At 50.1% G+C, this 14,977-nt stretch carries 13 protein-coding genes; 10 read left to right on the top strand and 3 right to left on the bottom strand.

Going from position 1 to position 14,977, the window contains the following annotated elements; translation table 11 throughout:
- The first annotated feature begins 15 nt into the window (after positions 1-15).
- The 6 genes from Q397_RS0102575 to gshB all read left to right on the top strand — a co-directional run bounded on the left by Q397_RS0102575 (position 16) and on the right by gshB (position 6,572).
- Positions 16-2,805 carry a [protein-PII] uridylyltransferase gene (locus Q397_RS0102575; RefSeq protein WP_028878078.1) on the top strand — a complete coding sequence of 930 codons (2,790 nt, stop codon included), beginning with the start codon at positions 16-18 and terminating at the stop codon, positions 2,803-2,805.
- A 104-nt stretch (positions 2,806-2,909) separates the two neighbouring features.
- A complete protein-coding gene (locus Q397_RS0102570; protein WP_028878077.1) occupies positions 2,910-3,668 on the top strand; it encodes an SDR family oxidoreductase in 759 nt (252 codons plus the stop codon).
- A 30-nt stretch (positions 3,669-3,698) separates the two neighbouring features.
- Positions 3,699-4,064, top strand: a complete 366-nt coding sequence (locus Q397_RS0102565) for a YraN family protein (RefSeq protein WP_028878076.1) — start codon at positions 3,699-3,701, stop codon at positions 4,062-4,064.
- The gene (locus Q397_RS20750; protein ID WP_051609637.1) at positions 4,061-4,681 is read left to right on the top strand and encodes a BON domain-containing protein; all 621 of its coding nucleotides are present in this window, start codon (positions 4,061-4,063) and stop codon (positions 4,679-4,681) included. The genes Q397_RS0102565 and Q397_RS20750 overlap by 4 nt, the downstream gene beginning before the upstream one ends.
- Positions 4,678-5,511, top strand: coding sequence for a transglutaminase family protein (locus tag Q397_RS0102555; RefSeq protein WP_028878075.1), 834 nt, complete (start codon positions 4,678-4,680; stop codon positions 5,509-5,511). Before Q397_RS20750 ends, Q397_RS0102555 begins: the two co-directional genes overlap by 4 nt.
- 116 nt (positions 5,512-5,627) lie before the next feature.
- Positions 5,628-6,572 (top strand): glutathione synthase, encoded by a 945-nt coding sequence (gene gshB, locus Q397_RS0102550; protein WP_028878074.1) that lies wholly within the window; start codon positions 5,628-5,630, stop codon positions 6,570-6,572.
- On the opposite strand, the gene Q397_RS0102545 is transcribed toward gshB, so the two are convergent.
- Positions 6,565-7,137: a uracil-DNA glycosylase family protein gene (locus tag Q397_RS0102545; RefSeq protein WP_028878073.1), complete on the bottom strand. Its 573-nt coding sequence runs from the start codon at positions 7,135-7,137 to the stop codon at positions 6,565-6,567. The two genes, gshB and Q397_RS0102545, sit on opposite strands and share 8 nt — an antisense overlap.
- A complete protein-coding gene (cobB, locus tag Q397_RS0102540; RefSeq protein WP_028878072.1) occupies positions 7,130-7,858 on the bottom strand; it encodes a Sir2 family NAD+-dependent deacetylase in 729 nt (242 codons plus the stop codon). The genes Q397_RS0102545 and cobB overlap by 8 nt, the downstream gene beginning before the upstream one ends.
- A gap of 60 nt (positions 7,859-7,918) precedes the next feature.
- On the opposite strand from cobB, the gene Q397_RS20745 reads away from it, so the two are divergent.
- The gene (locus Q397_RS20745; RefSeq protein ID WP_038012755.1) at positions 7,919-8,407 is read left to right on the top strand and encodes a low molecular weight protein-tyrosine-phosphatase; all 489 of its coding nucleotides are present in this window, start codon (positions 7,919-7,921) and stop codon (positions 8,405-8,407) included.
- Here the strand turns inward: Q397_RS20745 and Q397_RS0102530 are convergent.
- The gene (locus tag Q397_RS0102530; protein ID WP_028878071.1) at positions 8,404-10,608 is read right to left on the bottom strand and encodes a sensor domain-containing diguanylate cyclase; all 2,205 of its coding nucleotides are present in this window, start codon (positions 10,606-10,608) and stop codon (positions 8,404-8,406) included. The two genes, Q397_RS20745 and Q397_RS0102530, sit on opposite strands and share 4 nt — an antisense overlap.
- Positions 10,609-10,778: 170 nt before the next feature.
- On the opposite strand from Q397_RS0102530, the gene Q397_RS0102525 reads away from it, so the two are divergent.
- The 3 genes from Q397_RS0102525 (at position 10,779) to Q397_RS0102515 (ending at position 14,857) form a co-directional block, all read left to right on the top strand.
- On the top strand, positions 10,779-11,774 hold the full coding sequence (locus Q397_RS0102525) for an adenosine kinase (protein ID WP_028878070.1): 996 nt from the start codon (positions 10,779-10,781) through the stop codon (positions 11,772-11,774).
- A 199-nt stretch (positions 11,775-11,973) separates the two neighbouring features.
- The gene (gene typA, locus Q397_RS0102520; RefSeq protein ID WP_028878069.1) at positions 11,974-13,797 is read left to right on the top strand and encodes a translational GTPase TypA; all 1,824 of its coding nucleotides are present in this window, start codon (positions 11,974-11,976) and stop codon (positions 13,795-13,797) included.
- Positions 13,798-13,957: 160 nt separating this feature from the next.
- Positions 13,958-14,857 (top strand): DMT family transporter, encoded by a 900-nt coding sequence (locus tag Q397_RS0102515; RefSeq protein ID WP_028878068.1) that lies wholly within the window; start codon positions 13,958-13,960, stop codon positions 14,855-14,857.
- Positions 14,858-14,977 lie beyond the last annotated feature (120 nt).

The following is a 14,977-nucleotide window of genomic DNA, read 5'->3' as shown; positions in this document are numbered from 1 at the left end:
GAGGGATATGCCGACATGGCCAAGATTGTAAAGCAACGCGATATCATTGACCGCAAAGCCTTATGGGTGAAACTGGAAGATATGGCGGGCTGGTCTGGCTATTCGACAAAAATGCAAAAAGACGTCCTCAAACTGTTTAAAGAGGCGTTGAAGTCCGGTCGTGATGAAATTCAGAGACGTTTCGATGACAAAAAGGCAAATGGGATTGTCACAGTCCATAACTATGCCTTTTTGATCGATCAGCTGATCCGTACCCTGTACGATTTTACCACCAAATATGTCTACGCGATCCACACCCCGACCAAAGGGGAACAGTTTTGTGTTGCTGCTGTCGGCGGTTATGGGCGTGCGGAAATGGCGCCCCAATCCGATATCGATCTGCTGTTTTTGCTGCCCTACAAACAAACACCGAAGGGGGAGCAAGCCATTGAATATATGCTCTATCTCTTATGGGATTTAGGCTTAAAGGTCGGTCATTCCACCCGGTCCATTGATGAATGCCTGAAAATGGCGAAAGAGGATTTGACCATTCAGACCGCTTTGCTGGATGCGCGTTACCTTTGGGGTAATAAATCTCTGTTTAAGGAATTCCAGAAACGCTTTCAGGAAAAGGTTGTCGATGTCACCGGGCGTCAGTTTGTGGATGCGAAACTGGAAGAACGCGATGATCGCCATCAACGCATGGGCGACACCCGCTATGTGGTGGAACCCAACCTGAAAGAAGGCAAGGGCGGGTTGCGTGATCTGCAAACGCTTTATTGGATTGGCAAATATACGTATGGGGTCGAACGCTGGCGTGATTTGGTGTCCCATGGTGTTATTCTGGAAGAAGATGCCAATAGCTTTAAAAAAGCGGTGAACTTTTTGTTTACCGTGCGCTGCGCCTTGCACTACCTGACCAATCGCCCACAGGAAAGTCTGACTTTTGATGTGCAGCATCTGCTGGCAGAAAAATTGGGCTATAAAGACCGGGCCGGCACCCGCGGCGTGGAACGGTTTATGAAGCATTATTATCTGACAGCAAAAACCGTTGGGGATTTAACGCGTAACCTGTGCGCGGTGTTGGAAGAACAGCAGAAAAAACACCAGCAGCGCTTTACCATCCTGACAAATTTTTTCAAACGCAATGTGGAAGGTTTCAAGGTCGATTCCGGTCGTTTGACCATGGAAAATCATGAAGCCTTTGCCGATAATCCTTTGCTGATGTTCCGTCTGTTTGAGGTGGCGCAGGATCACGATCTGGATATTCACCCGTTTGTGTTGAAGCAATTGCGCGATAATTTGCATTTGATCAATGCCAAGATGCGCAAAAATCCCGACGCCAACCGCATGTTTTTAGACATGCTGACCTCGCCCAAAAAGCCGCAACGGATTTTGCGTTTGATGGGGGAAGTGGGATTGCTGGGGAAATTTATCCCCGATTTTGCCCGCGTCACGGCCCAGATGCAGTACGACATGTACCATACCTACACGGTTGATGAGCATACCATCAAAGCCATTGGGGAACTGAATGGCGTTGAAAGTGGTGAGAGCCGTGAAGAACTGCCGGTTTGTTGTGGCGCGATCAATGAAGTGATTTCGCGCCGGGCTCTCTATGTGGCGGTGATGCTGCACGATATCGCCAAAGGCCGCGGCGGTGATCATAGTGAATTGGGCGCAGAAGTGGCTATGAAGTTGGGTCCGCGCTTGGGCTTAAGTGATGAGGAAACCGAGACGGTGTCGTGGCTGGTGCGTCATCACCTCGCCATGAGCCACGTCGCCTTTAAGCGCGATCTGGAAGACCCGAACCTGATCAAAAAATTCTGTGAAGTGGTGCAATCACCCGAACGTCTGCGTTTGCTGTTGATCCTGACGGTCTGTGATATCCGCGCAGTTGGCCCTGATATCTGGAATGGTTGGAAAGGTAACCTGTTGCGCATCCTTTATGCCCGCGCCCTTGAGGTGTTGACGGGCGGGGAATCTGCGGCTGGTGGGGTTGCTGCCCGGGTGGCATATAAACAACAGGCCTTGCGTGAGGCGTTGAAAGACTGTTCGCCTGAATATGTCGAAAATTATGTCCAGCTGGGTAATGCGGCCTATTGGCTGAGTTTTGAAACCGATGTACAGGTTCGTCATGCCAAACTGGTCAAAAGGGCGGAAAAAGAAGACGGGCCGGTTCATATCAATGTGGAACATGACACCTTTAACAATGTCAGTGAAATCACGGTCTATACCGCTGACCATCCGGGCCTGTTTTCCATCATCACAGGGGCGATGGCCTTGACCAATGGGTCCATTGTGGATGCGAAAATTGCCACTCTGTCTAACGGCATGGCGCTTGATACCTTTTCAGTGCAAGATCAATCCAACGAAGTGTTTGATAGCGAACAGAAAATCAAACGATTGGCGGAACGGATCGACAAAGCCCTAAAAGGTGAGATTTATCCGGCCAGTGAGTTGGAAAAAGTCACGCGCAACACCCTGAAATCGCGCCGGGAGGTCTTTACTGTGCCGCCACGGGTGTTGATTGACAATAAAGTGTCCAACGCCTTTACGGTGGTGGAAGTCAATGGGCGTGACCGTTTGGGCTTTTTGTATGATGTGACGCGCACCCTGTCCGAGCTGGGGTTACAGATCAACTCGGCCCATATTGCGACCTTTGGGGAGCGCGCGGTGGATGTTTTTTATGTCAAAGATGTCTTTGGCCTAAAGGTGAATTCCGAAACCAAGCTGAAGTCTATTCGGGAAAAACTTTTGGAAACCATCACCGAGGAAAATTACCACCAACCCCAAAAACGCCGCCGCAAAAAAGAGATGGTGGGCTAACCCTGCCCCAACATGGCTTCGCGCTTGCGTGGTTTTTTGCCTTCTGCTATAACCTTCCGAAGTTTACGTTAACGTAAAGGTAAAGTTTTTTGGGAGTTTAAAACATGGACGTTAAGGGTCTTGCTGCGATTGTAACCGGTGCCGCTTCTGGTCTGGGGGAAGCAACAGCGCGCCAATTGGCGAAAGCCGGTGCCAAAGTCGCTATCTTTGATATGAACATGGATGCCGCGCAAAAAGTTGCAGACGATATCGGCGGTATTGCGGTTGAATGTAATGTGTCAGATGCACAAAGCGCACAGGATGCGTTTGCAAAAGCACGTGAAGCCCATGGGGTTGCCCGCATTGTGGTGTCTTGTGCTGGGATCGCGCCCGCTTCTAAAATTGTTGGGCGCAATGGCGCACATGATCTTGATCTGTTTTCAAAAGTTATCAACGTCAACTTGGTTGGCACCTTCAATATGAGCCGTCTGGCCTGTGAAGATATGTTGACCCAAGACCCGATCAATGGGGAAGAACGCGGTGTTGTTGTCAACACAGCCTCCATCGCGTTTGCCGATGGTCAAATCGGTCAGGCTGCTTATGCGGCGTCTAAAGGGGGTGTGGCCTCCCTCACCCTGCCGATTGCGCGTGAAATGGCCTCTAAAGGTATTCGTGTCATGACCATTGCGCCGGGAATCATGGCAACACCGATGTTGTTGAATATGCCGCAAGAAGTGCAGGATGCCTTGAACGCATCTGTTCCCTTTGGTCGTATGGGCAAGCCGGAAGAGTTCGCGAGCCTTGTTCAACATATCGCTGAAAACGCCTATCTGTCCGGTGAAGTGATCCGTATGGACGGGGCGTTGCGGATGGCCCCTAAATAAGAAGGGCGCTGATCTTTCCATAGTCAAAGGATGGAAAGAGAAAAGAAAACCGCGTTTCGTTTTGGACTTTGGGGCGAAGATCTGGCCTGCGCCTATCTTCGCCTTAAAGGCTACAAGATTTTAGAACGCAATCATCGCAACCCTTTCGGTGAAATCGATATTATTGCGAGAAAGCGAAAAACCCTTATTTTTATAGAGGTTAAGAGCCGAGCGCACATGGATGATGCGCTGTATGCCCTCAGCCCTTTTCAACAAAAGCGCATTCTCAATGCGGCAAAGTCTTTTCTTTCTGTCAATCCACGTTATTGTGGGCTGGAAATCCGATTTGATTTTTTGGCGATTTCCACATCGCGATGGCCTCAACATCTAAAAAATGCCTGGTTTGACGAGACATGACACAGCGTTTATCTGCTTTTCTTCTTCTTGGTTTGGTTCTGGTTTCCTGTACGCCCGTTGGCATGTTGGTGACGGCAGGGACGACAGCGGGCTCCATGGCGATGGAAGAACGCGGCCTTGACGGGGCGGCCAATGATTATTCGCTTAAGGCCGATATCATCGCAAAATGGGCGGGGGCTGATCTCACTTTCGCCTCTGATTTGACCGTGATTGTCTATAATGGCAATGCCATGGTGACAGGGAGTGTGGAAACCGAAGAACAACGCGCCCAAGCCATCGCTCTGGTCTGGCTGGTGGAAGGTGTCAAGGATGTCTACAACGAGATTCTGTTGAAAAAAGAAAGCGATATGCAGGATTTCGCCTATGACACATGGATTAGCGCAAAACTGTACACCGCAACGACGTTTGACCCGCAATTGATGGAAATTAACTATAAATATTCCATTCAGGGCGGGGTCGTCTATGTCACCGGTATGGCGCAAAGCCCGGCGGAATTAAATCGTTTTATCCGCCACGCCAAATCCATGCCTTATGTGCGCAAAGTGGTGAGCCACGTTCAAATTAAACCGCGTAAATCCATGTTTAAAGAGCAACCCAAAACGGCAAATGCTAAATGAGCCTGCCCCACAGTCTTATTACGGGATTTGAAGCCTTATCAACACAGTCCGATCAGGACTTTGACTATGCCCGCGCCTTTGCTTTGGTCTCCAAGGCGCTGCGTCCTTCCGCAAAGATCGAAGACGGATTGTTGAAACTCCACGAACTTGCAGAAGGGCTCAAGACCGATCTGTCTGCGGATCAGCGCTTGACTGATAAAGTTGCTGTGTTGCGGGCCTATATGGTGGGGGAAAACGATTTTCATGGTGATGAAGACGCCTATGATGATCTGGATCATATGAACCTGTTTTCCATCCTGAAAACAGGCTGTGGAACCGCAATGGGGCTGGGGTTTATCTATCTTTATTGTTTACATCACTGCGGCTTAAAAGCCGATGTGCTGAACTTCCCCGCCCATTGCCTGATCCGGGTGGAAGAGGGGCCAAACCGGATTATTTTTGATCCGTTTGCCGGTGTTTTGGAGCTGGAAGCCGTTGACCTGCGCCAGTTTCTCAAGGTCATTGGTGGGGCCGATGTGGAATTGGGGCCGCAGTATTATCAAGAGCTTAGCCCCAAAACGGTGTTTATCCGCCACCTAAATGCCATTAAATCGCATTTTTTGCGCTGTGAGCAAACACAGGAGGCGTTGGAGGTGTTGCACATCCTGATCCTCTTGGAAGCAGACTCCGCGGCTTTTTGGCGTGAAAGCGGGTTGTTAAAAGCACGGATCGGACAATTGGCGCAAGCGGTGGCGGATTTAAAACAGGCGTTGCTGCACACCGAGGATGAAAATACCAAACGCCATACCCGTCATATTATCGCCGATTTGGAAGGGGCGTTGTCAGATTAGACGGCTTTTTGCTGGCTTTACACAGGTGTGAGGCAATTTTGCGATCAAGCACTGGCGAAAGATCACGTCCTGGGCTATATCTGGCATCACTCAAATGTTTTTGTTAAGGAACAGCTATGTCATTGCGTGTCGCTATCCAGATGGACCCGATTGAATCCATTGATATCAATGGAGACTCTACTTTCGTCATGGGGCTGGAAGCCCAGAAACGCGGCTATAGCCTGTTTCATTATCTGGCACAGGATTTGACCATGGTGGATGGTCGGGTGATCGCCCTTGCCCGCCCGCTGACTTTGCGCCGTGAAAAAGGCAATCATTTTGAGGTGGGTGAGGCCCACTGGATTGATTTGAAAGACGATGTGGATGTGGTCCTGATGCGCCAAGACCCGCCGTTTGACATGGGCTATATCACCGCGTCCCATTTGCTGGATCACATTCACCCGGAGACGTTTGTGGTGAATGATCCGATGCAGGTGCGCAACGCGCCGGAAAAACTGTTTGTCACCAAATATCCTGACTTGATGCCGCCGACTATGATCACGCGCAACAAACAACAGATTGAAGCGTTCCGTGATCAACATAAAGATATTATCGTGAAGCCGTTGTTTGGCAATGGCGGGGCGGGTGTTTTCCACTTGAAACCGGGTGATGAAAACCTGAATTCCCTGCTGGAAATGTTCGAGCAACAATACCCGGAACCCTTTATGATCCAAGCCTATTTACCGGATGTGCGCAAAGGTGACAAACGCATCATTTTGGTGGATGGGGAACCTGTCGGTGCCTTGAACCGTATTCCGGCAGAAGGCGAAGCGCGATCTAACATGCATGTGGGTGGCAAGCCTGCACAGTCCGAATTGACCGATCGTGAACGCGAAATTTGTGCGCGCATCGGGCAGGATTTAAAAGACCGTGACCTGATCTTTGTCGGCATCGATGTGATTGGCGACTATATGACGGAAATCAACGTGACCTCCCCGACGGGTTTGCAAGAGATCAACCGCTTTGATGGTGTGTGTCTGGAAGCTAAAATCTGGGATGCGATCGAAAAACGCCTTAAATAAGTGCGCGCACATCCTGTTTTAACTGCGGAAAAACCTCTGTCGAAAGCCAGGGGTTTTTCTGTATCAAATTGGTGACGCGCCAGCTGGGATGGGGCAGCACAAACAGATTGTCCCTGCGATAATCCTGCCAGTGCCGAATGGTGTCTGTCATGGTTTTATGACGTCTTTTACCCAGATAATAGGCTTGGGCGTATGATCCGACCAGCAACGTCAGCTTGATATTGACCAATTCATCCAAGACCTTTTGATGCCAGGCAGGCGCACATTCAGGACGTGGCGGCTTATCCCCGCCTTTTTCGATCTTGCCGGGGTAACATAATCCCATGGGCATAATGGCAATGGTGCTGTCGTCATAAAACTGATCCGGCGCAAGGCCCATCCAGTCGCGCAACCGATCCCCGGATGGGTCGTTCCACGGCACGCCGGTTTCGTGAACCTTGGTGCCCGGTGCTTGCCCGATGATGAGAATTTTTGCCGATGTTTGTGCCCGAATAATTGGGCGTGGACCTAACGGCAGGTCGGCACAAATGTGGCAGGCGCGAATGTCGGCAAGCAGATCATCCATTCTTTAACAGGGCATCCACATAGGCGGGGACAACTTCACTTGCCGGACCATAGACCGTTTCATCAAACAAGGTCGCCCCGTTGGAGGGATCGAGGTTCAGTTCCACACTATGGCACCCCCCCATTTGCTTGACCGCTTGCACAAAGCCCGCAGCGGGATAGACATTGCCGGAGGTGCCGATGGACATAAACAGGTCGGCATCTTCCAATGCGTCGTAAATCTCTTCCATTTGCAGGGGCATTTCACCAAACCAGACCACATGGGGGCGTAAGGTGCCGATGTTGTGGCAACTCGGACAGGACGTATCGATATGCAGGTCTTGGTCCCACGGGCGCACGCTGTCGCACTGGGTGCAGGTGATTTTCAACAGCTCCCCATGCATATGGATGATATTTTTATTGCCGGCTTCTTCGTGCAGATTATCGATGTTTTGCGTCACAATCAGGACACGTCCGGGCCAGTCACGCTCCAGTTTGGCAAGGGCAAGATGGCCGGGGTTGGGTTGGGGTTTTTCCTCAACCAATTGGGCGCGTCGGGCGTTGTAAAAGTCTTGCACCATCTTTGGATTGCGTTGAAAGCCTTCGGGGGTGGCGACATCTTCCAGATCGACTTGTGCCCAGATGCCACCTTCACAGCGGAAGGTATCCAGACCGGATTCTCGCGAAATTCCCGCCCCTGTCAGGATGACAATGGTGCCGTTTGGATCAATTCGTCTGTTCATGGTTGCGCCCTTTCAAAATACGCCCCATATTATGAAAAAATAACAAGAAGGGGAAGGTCTGTGGTCAAAGTTCTATTCGTCTGTTTAGGCAATATCTGTCGCTCACCCAGTGCGGAAGGCGTTTTTCGGGATCTCGTCGCTAAAAAAGGATTGGCGGGTGAAATTCTGACCGATTCTGCGGGCACCGGAAGCTGGCATGTGGGCAGCCCGCCGGATGAACGGGCGCAAAAAGCCGCCCTTGAACGTGGCATTGACCTATCGGATTTACGCGGCCGTCAGGTGAAACCGAAAGATTTTATCACCTTTGATTATGTGCTGGCGATGGATCGGTCAAATTACGCGAACCTGCAACAGATTGCCCCGTCCGGTTATGAAGATCGCCTACATATGTTTTTAAGCTTCGACCCCAACAGCCCGGAAGAAGAAGTGCCGGACCCGTATTATGGCGGGCCGTCCGGTTTTGACTATGTGCTGGATCTGATCGAGGAAGCTTCAAAAGGTTTGTTGCGTGATATCGAGACAGGGTATCTGGGTAAATCACCAGATTAACAGACGCGGTTGCGCCCCTGTGATTTGGCGCGATAGAGGGTTTTATCTGCGCGTTTAATCAGGTCTTCCATGCGTTCATCAAACATACTGTCATAGACGCAAACCCCGATAGACACGGTGATGTGGAAGGGGGTGTCGTTTTCGTCACGCAATTCCATTTTTCCGATGGCTTCGCGGATACGTTCGGCCAGGATAAAGGCGCCGTCGCGTCCGGTTTCCGGCAGGTAGATGCCGAACTCTTCCCCGCCCAATCGGCCCATGATATCAATGTCGCGCAATTCTCCCTTACAGGTCTTGGCAAAACTTTTTAAGGTCAAATCCCCGATATTGTGTCCGAATCTGTCATTGACGGATTTAAAGTGGTCAAGATCCAGCAACAGAACAGACAAGGCATGACCCGTACGTTCACAGCGTTTAATTTCGCGGGTTAAAAGTGTGGTGAAATAACGACGGTTATAAAGCTCGGTCAACACATCGGTATTTGCCATTTCGCGCAGGCGGCTGGCCATGCGTTTATGTTCGGTAATATCCACATAAGTGGTGATAAAACCGAAAGATTGTCCGTTGATTTTTAAGGGTTTGCCGGTGACTTCAAGGGTGCGCCCGTCTGGCCGTGTGCGTTCGAAATGGTGTGGCTCGAACTTCAAGGAAGCCTGTACCCGTGTTTGGACATGTTGTTCAATATCCCCCGGACCATATTCCCCACGCTTGGCATTGTAGCGGATCAGGTCGTCATACTTCATGACGGGTTTCATCAAGCTATCGGGCAGGTCCAATAATTTAAAAAACGCCTTGTTCCAATAAACGATATTGAGCTTTTCATCGATGACCGTGACGCCCTGATCCAGATTTTGCAGCAAGGCTTGCAGGTAAGAGGCGTTGCGTTTTGCTTCTTCCTCGGCTTTTTTGCGTTCAGTAATATCGGTGTAGGTGGTGACAAAGGCGTTGCGTAACCATTTGCCGCGAACTTCCAAGACGGTGCCGTTGGGGCGGGTGCGTTCAAAGACATGGTCTTTGCGCAGTTGGGTGCGATGCATCGCTTGTTTCGTCAATTCAATCGGGTCACCTTCGCCATATTCGCCACGTTCGGCATTATAGCGCAGCAGATCTTCCAGCTTGGTATGTCTGTCTTGAAAAAGAGTATCGGGAAATTCCAGAAGTTCTTTTAATTTATCATTGCAAATCAATAACTTAAGGTCTTCATCAAACAGGGTGACTCCGCTGGGTAGGTTCTCAACAATGGTTTGAAGTCGTTCGTTATCGATGCGGCGTTTATACATGGTGTAAAACGCGATGAAGATGATAAAGCCAACGGCACTGACCAGAATTGAGTTGGTCAGGGATGTTCTTTCAATCTTCATTAAAGGGCTGAACATCAGGATCGACCAGTCGGTTTCCTGAATGTAAGTATTTTGAGAGAGGTATCTATGTCCGAAAATACTAACGGTCTTGGCGTCGAGAATGTTGCCGGCAGAGCTTTTAATATCGATCGGGACAATCCGGGTGATGGGATATTGCCGGGTGCGGGTAATTTCCAAGCGGTCTTTGGCGGAGATGGTGCCGATCGATTTCAGGGTGTAATTGTCGTTGGAACTAAAGAACAAAATGTTCTTGTTGTCCATTAAGGCAAAGTCGCCCTTTAAATCCTGAGTCAGATGATGCAACTGATCAAGATCGATTTTGACGACCACAATGCCGAGGGTCTGCCCGTTCAACATAATTGCGCGCGAGACATAGAACCCCAGCTTTTTGGATGTCACCCCGATGGCGAGAAATTGTCCCTTCTGTTTGCTCAGGGCTTGGGTAAAATAAGGGCGAAAGGCATAGTTTTTGCCGATGAAGCTTGTGTCTTTATTAAAGTTACTGGCAGCAACGGTTAGGCCGGAGCGATCCATGATAAAGATGTCGGCTGTTTTTAAGCGATCATTGGTGCTTTGCAGAAAAAGGTTTGTCTGTTCAAGGCTGGTCGGTTGAAGGGATGTCTGTAAAGTGTTTTGTAAGACGGGGTGGCGCGACAGCATATCCGCGACGAGTTGCACCTTATCAAGCTCCCCTTTCAGGTAGCTTCTGAAAAGTTGTGATTTGTCAGAGAGGTGGACGCTATATTGTTTACTGAGGTCTTGGTAAGTGGTGTTGTAGGCCAACCAACCGATAAAAAGGATAAAGCCGGAGATAACGGATAGAAAAAATCCGTTTTTCATTTTTCTGGATATGTCCCTTGTACGAGCCATTTTCCCTCAAATTTTTAACATTTTTCTCATGATACGCGTTCGGGCGAAGGAAACAACTTAAAAAACAGTGGATTGTGCTTGTTGTCTGGGTCAATCTCCCTATACTGCGCCTCAAAGAGTTAACCTCGGGAGAGTAGATCATGTCGAATGTAGATTTTGACGTCATCGGCATTGGCAATGCGATTGTAGACGTGTTGAGCAAGTCGGATGATGCATTTTTGACGGAACATGGCCTGAACAAAGGCAGCATGTCCCTGATTGATGCAACACAAGCGGATAGATTATATGACCAGATGGGTCCGGGCGTTGAATGTTCCGGCGGGTCCGCTGCCAATACGATTGCTTGTCTGGCAAATCTAGGCGCAAAATCAGCTTTTATCGGTAAGGTAAAAGAGGACGGTCTGGGTAAAATCTTTGCTCATGATATCAAAGCGGCGGGTGTTGATTTTTCTTCCAAGCTGGCAACTGATGGGCCAAGCACGGCGCGTTGCCTGATCTTGGTGACTGAAGATGCTCAACGCACCATGAATACTTTCTTGGGGGCGTGCGTCAATCTGACACCGGATGACATTGACCCTGATTACATTGCCCGTGGGGCCGTGACCTATCTTGAAGGCTATTTGTGGGATCCGGATCATGCCAAAGAAGCTTTCTTGAAAGCGTCTATGGCCGCCCATAAAGCAGATCGTCAGGTTGCCCTCAGCCTGTCAGATGCATTTTGTGTGGATCGCCACCGCAAGTCTTTTCAGGATTTGGTGGAACATCATGTGGATATTCTGTTTGCCAATGAAGACGAGATCAAATCCCTTTATGAAGTAGATAGCTTTGATGCAGCTCTTCAGTGTGTGCGTGACAAATGCAGCGTTGCCGTGTTGACGCGCGGGGAAAAAGGCTCGGTCGTGATTTCCGGTAATGAAATTCATGTGGTGGATTGCGAACCGGTGGCACAGGTTGTCGATACAACAGGGGCCGGTGATGCGTATGCAGCGGGCTTCCTGTTTGGCTACACCAAAGAATTTGATATGGGAACATGTGCCCGTTTAGGGTCCATCTGTGCGGCAGAAGTGATTAGTCACTATGGTGCGCGCCCAGAAGCAAATCTGGCAGACCTTGCTGGTAAGGCACTGTCACAATAGAAAAAATGAATTATAAAACCCCTTCAAAGGATTTCTTTTGAAGGGGTTTTTTATTTCTCGCAAATAGGTGGGTGACGACTTTTACAAAGACTTTTTATCCACCGATACAATGTAGGGTCTAATATGAACGCTTGCTGTTTTCCTCAATAAGCGTATATTCCGCCCCAAATTTTAAATTCCCCTTCTCAGGATCAAAGTTATGGAACTTCGCAATATTGCGATCATCGCACACGTTGACCACGGCAAGACGACGCTGGTTGATGAACTTATGAAACAAAGCGGCCAGTTTCGCGAAAACCAACGTGTTGAAGAGCGCGTCATGGATTCCGGCGATATCGAAAAAGAACGCGGTATCACGATTTTGGCAAAATGTACGTCCGTTGAATGGGAAGGCGTTCGCATCAACATCGTCGATACACCGGGTCACGCGGATTTCGGTGGTGAAGTTGAACGGATCCTGTCCATGGTTGACGGTGTGGTCTTGTTGGTGGATGCGGCTGAAGGCCCGATGCCACAAACAAAGTTCGTAACGGGTAAAGCCTTGAAACTGGGCTTGAAGCCGATTGTTGTTGTCAACAAGGCTGACCGTCCGGATGCACGTCCTTACGAAGTGCAGGACGAATGTTTTGATTTGTTCTCTGCGCTGGAAGCCAACGACGAACAGCTCGACTTCCCGACCCTGTTTGCCTCTGGTAAAAATGGCTGGGCGGCTGAAACACCGGATGGGGAACGCACAGACCTGACACCGTTGTTTGATCTGATCCTCAAGCATGTAAAAGAGCCGGAAGGCGATACCACGAAGCCGTTCTCCATGTTGGCAACGACACTGGAATCCGATCCGTTCTTGGGTCGTATCCTGACAGGTCGTGTGCAGACAGGTGTCTTCAAGGTGAACCAAAACCTCAAAGCCATGAGTGTTGACGGGGAAACGATTGAACAAGCGCGTATCACAAAGCTTCTGTCTTTCCGTGGTGTGGAACGTGTACCGGTCACTGAAGCCCATGCGGGTGACATTGTGGCTGTTGCGGGTCTGACAAAAGCCAACGTGGCCGACACTTTGTGTGATCCGGCGCTGACTGTGCCGCTGAAGGCCCAGCCGATCGATCCACCGACCCTTGCGATGACCTTCTCTGTAAACGATTCGCCGCTGGCGGGCCAAGAAGGTAAAAAGATTACCTCTCGTATGATCCGTGACCGTTTGTTTGCCGAAGCAGAAGGCAACGTTGCTATCACCGTTTCTGAAACCGAAAACGCTGATAGCTTTGAAGTCGCCGGTCGTGGCGAACTTCAGTTGGGCGTGATCATTGAAACCATGCGCCGCGAAGGTTTCGAGCTGGGGATTTCACGTCCGCGCGTTTTGATCCAGATTGATCCGGAAACAGGTGAAAAACTGGAACCGTTTGAAGAAGTTCAAGTGGATGTGGATGAAGAATTCTCCGGTATCGTTGTGGAAAGTCTGTCCATCCGTAAAGGTAAAATGACGGAAATGCGCCCGTCTGGCGGCGGTAAAACCCGTTTGACCTTCCATGCGCCGGCGCGTGGCCTGATCGGTTATCACGGTGAATTCCTGACAGAAACCCGCGGGACAGGCATCATGGCCCGTACGTTCCACCACTTTGGCCCGTTTGCCGGCCCGATCCCGGGGCGTCGTAACGGCGTTCTGATCTCTATGGTTGATGGGGCGGCTGTTGCGTATGCACTGGCGAACTTGGAAGGCCGTGGCCCGCTGTTTATCAATCCGCAGACAAAAGTCTATCAGGGGATGATCATCGGGGAACATGCGAAAGGCACTGACCTTGAAGTGAACCCGTTGAAATCCAAGCAGCTGACCAACCACCGTGCGTCCGGTAAAGACGATGCCATTCGTTTGACACCGCCGCGCCCGATCACGTTGGAAGATGCGATTGCCTATATTCAGGATGACGAACTGGTGGAAGTTACACCGGAAAGCATCCGTCTGCGTAAATTCTACCTTGATCCGCACGTGCGTAAACGTTCGGAAAAGTCCATGAGTGGCGCATAAGTTTACTTGCCTAGGTTTGATTTCAACTGAAGCAAAGAAGCCGCCGGGTCAGAAATGATCCGGCGGTTTTTATGAAGATATCCAATATGCAATATGCTTGACCTGCGTGCTGGGTTTTGGCATCTGTAGCGACCTTTTATGATTTGTTTGAGTGACCGATATGAGTCGATTTCGCGCTAACCTACTTCTTTTGACTACGGCTTTTATCTGGGGCACCGCTTTTGTGGCCCAACAAAACGGTCTCGATCACGTGGGGCCTTTTACTTTTACAGGCTTTCGTTTTGTGTTGGGGACACTGGTTGTCCTGCCATTAGGCTTGCGGGAATATTACCGCCTGAAATCCCAAGGCGGTTCTATCCAGACGAAAGACTGGATTGGTATGTTGTTGTGCGGTCTGTTTTTGTTTACAGGCTCAGCCTCTCAGCAGATCGGCTTGATGAATACGTCTGTCACCAATGCGGGCTTCTTTACTGGCCTTTATGTGCCGATGGTGCCACTGATCATGTTGGTGTTTTGGCGTCAATTGCCGCACTGGACGATCTGGCCGGCCGCGTTTGGCTGTCTGGTCGGGACATATTATCTGTCCGGTGGCAGCTTTAGCGCCTTAAACACAGGTGATGTCTGGATTCTTGGGGGCTCTATTTTCTGGGCGCTGCAGGTGATTGTCATCGGGTTTGTGGTGAAATCAACTCAAACGCCTGTTCTGGTGGCGGCAACCCAGTTTGGGGTCTGCGCGATCTTGGGGGTGTCGATCGCGATTCCGTTGGAAACCATTGAGCTGCAAAGTGTCATCGCTGCCGGCCCCGACTTGCTGTATGCGGGTATTCTGTCCATCGGGGTGGCTTTTACCTTGCAAGCGATTGCCCAACGTCACACACCGCAGGCGGATGCGGCGATTATCATGAGTGGCGAAATCCTGTTTGCCGCCCTAGCCGGAGCCTTGATCCAAGGGGAACGCTTGACCACAGAAGGGTATATCGGCTGTGCGATCATGTTTAGCTGTATCCTTGCTGTCGAGCTTTTACCCTTGCTGCGTAGACGCCGAAAGGCCATCGCTTAAAGATTTTAAAAAGCGTCCCGATGGGGCGCTTTTTTTGTTTTGCAGTTTCATCTGACAGAGAGGCTTTAAGCGTTAACCCTGACGCACAAAAGCTTGTTTTCTGTGGGCAAAAGCCTCATT

The organism is Terasakiella pusilla DSM 6293, assembly GCF_000688235.1.
Lineage (GTDB): Bacteria > Pseudomonadota > Alphaproteobacteria > Rhodospirillales > Terasakiellaceae > Terasakiella > Terasakiella pusilla.
This window is presented reverse-complemented; position numbering and strand designations above follow the sequence as displayed.

Coding starts and splice junctions, on each gene's coding strand:
- typA (WP_028878069.1), top strand. CDS start 11,974: ATGGAACTTCGCAATATTGCGATCATCGCACACGTTGACCACGGCAAG.
- cobB (WP_028878072.1), bottom strand. CDS start 7,858: ATGAACAGACGAATTGATCCAAACGGCACCATTGTCATCCTGACAGGG.
- Q397_RS0102545 (WP_028878073.1), bottom strand. CDS start 7,137: ATGGATGATCTGCTTGCCGACATTCGCGCCTGCCACATTTGTGCCGAC.
- Q397_RS0102570 (WP_028878077.1), top strand. CDS start 2,910: ATGGACGTTAAGGGTCTTGCTGCGATTGTAACCGGTGCCGCTTCTGGT.
- Q397_RS0102530 (WP_028878071.1), bottom strand. CDS start 10,608: ATGAAAAACGGATTTTTTCTATCCGTTATCTCCGGCTTTATCCTTTTT.
- Q397_RS0102565 (WP_028878076.1), top strand. CDS start 3,699: ATGGAAAGAGAAAAGAAAACCGCGTTTCGTTTTGGACTTTGGGGCGAA.
- Q397_RS0102555 (WP_028878075.1), top strand. CDS start 4,678: ATGAGCCTGCCCCACAGTCTTATTACGGGATTTGAAGCCTTATCAACA.
- Q397_RS0102525 (WP_028878070.1), top strand. CDS start 10,779: ATGTCGAATGTAGATTTTGACGTCATCGGCATTGGCAATGCGATTGTA.
- gshB (WP_028878074.1), top strand. CDS start 5,628: ATGTCATTGCGTGTCGCTATCCAGATGGACCCGATTGAATCCATTGAT.
- Q397_RS0102575 (WP_028878078.1), top strand. CDS start 16: ATGGCCAAGATTGTAAAGCAACGCGATATCATTGACCGCAAAGCCTTA.
- Q397_RS20750 (WP_051609637.1), top strand. CDS start 4,061: ATGACACAGCGTTTATCTGCTTTTCTTCTTCTTGGTTTGGTTCTGGTT.
- Q397_RS0102515 (WP_028878068.1), top strand. CDS start 13,958: ATGAGTCGATTTCGCGCTAACCTACTTCTTTTGACTACGGCTTTTATC.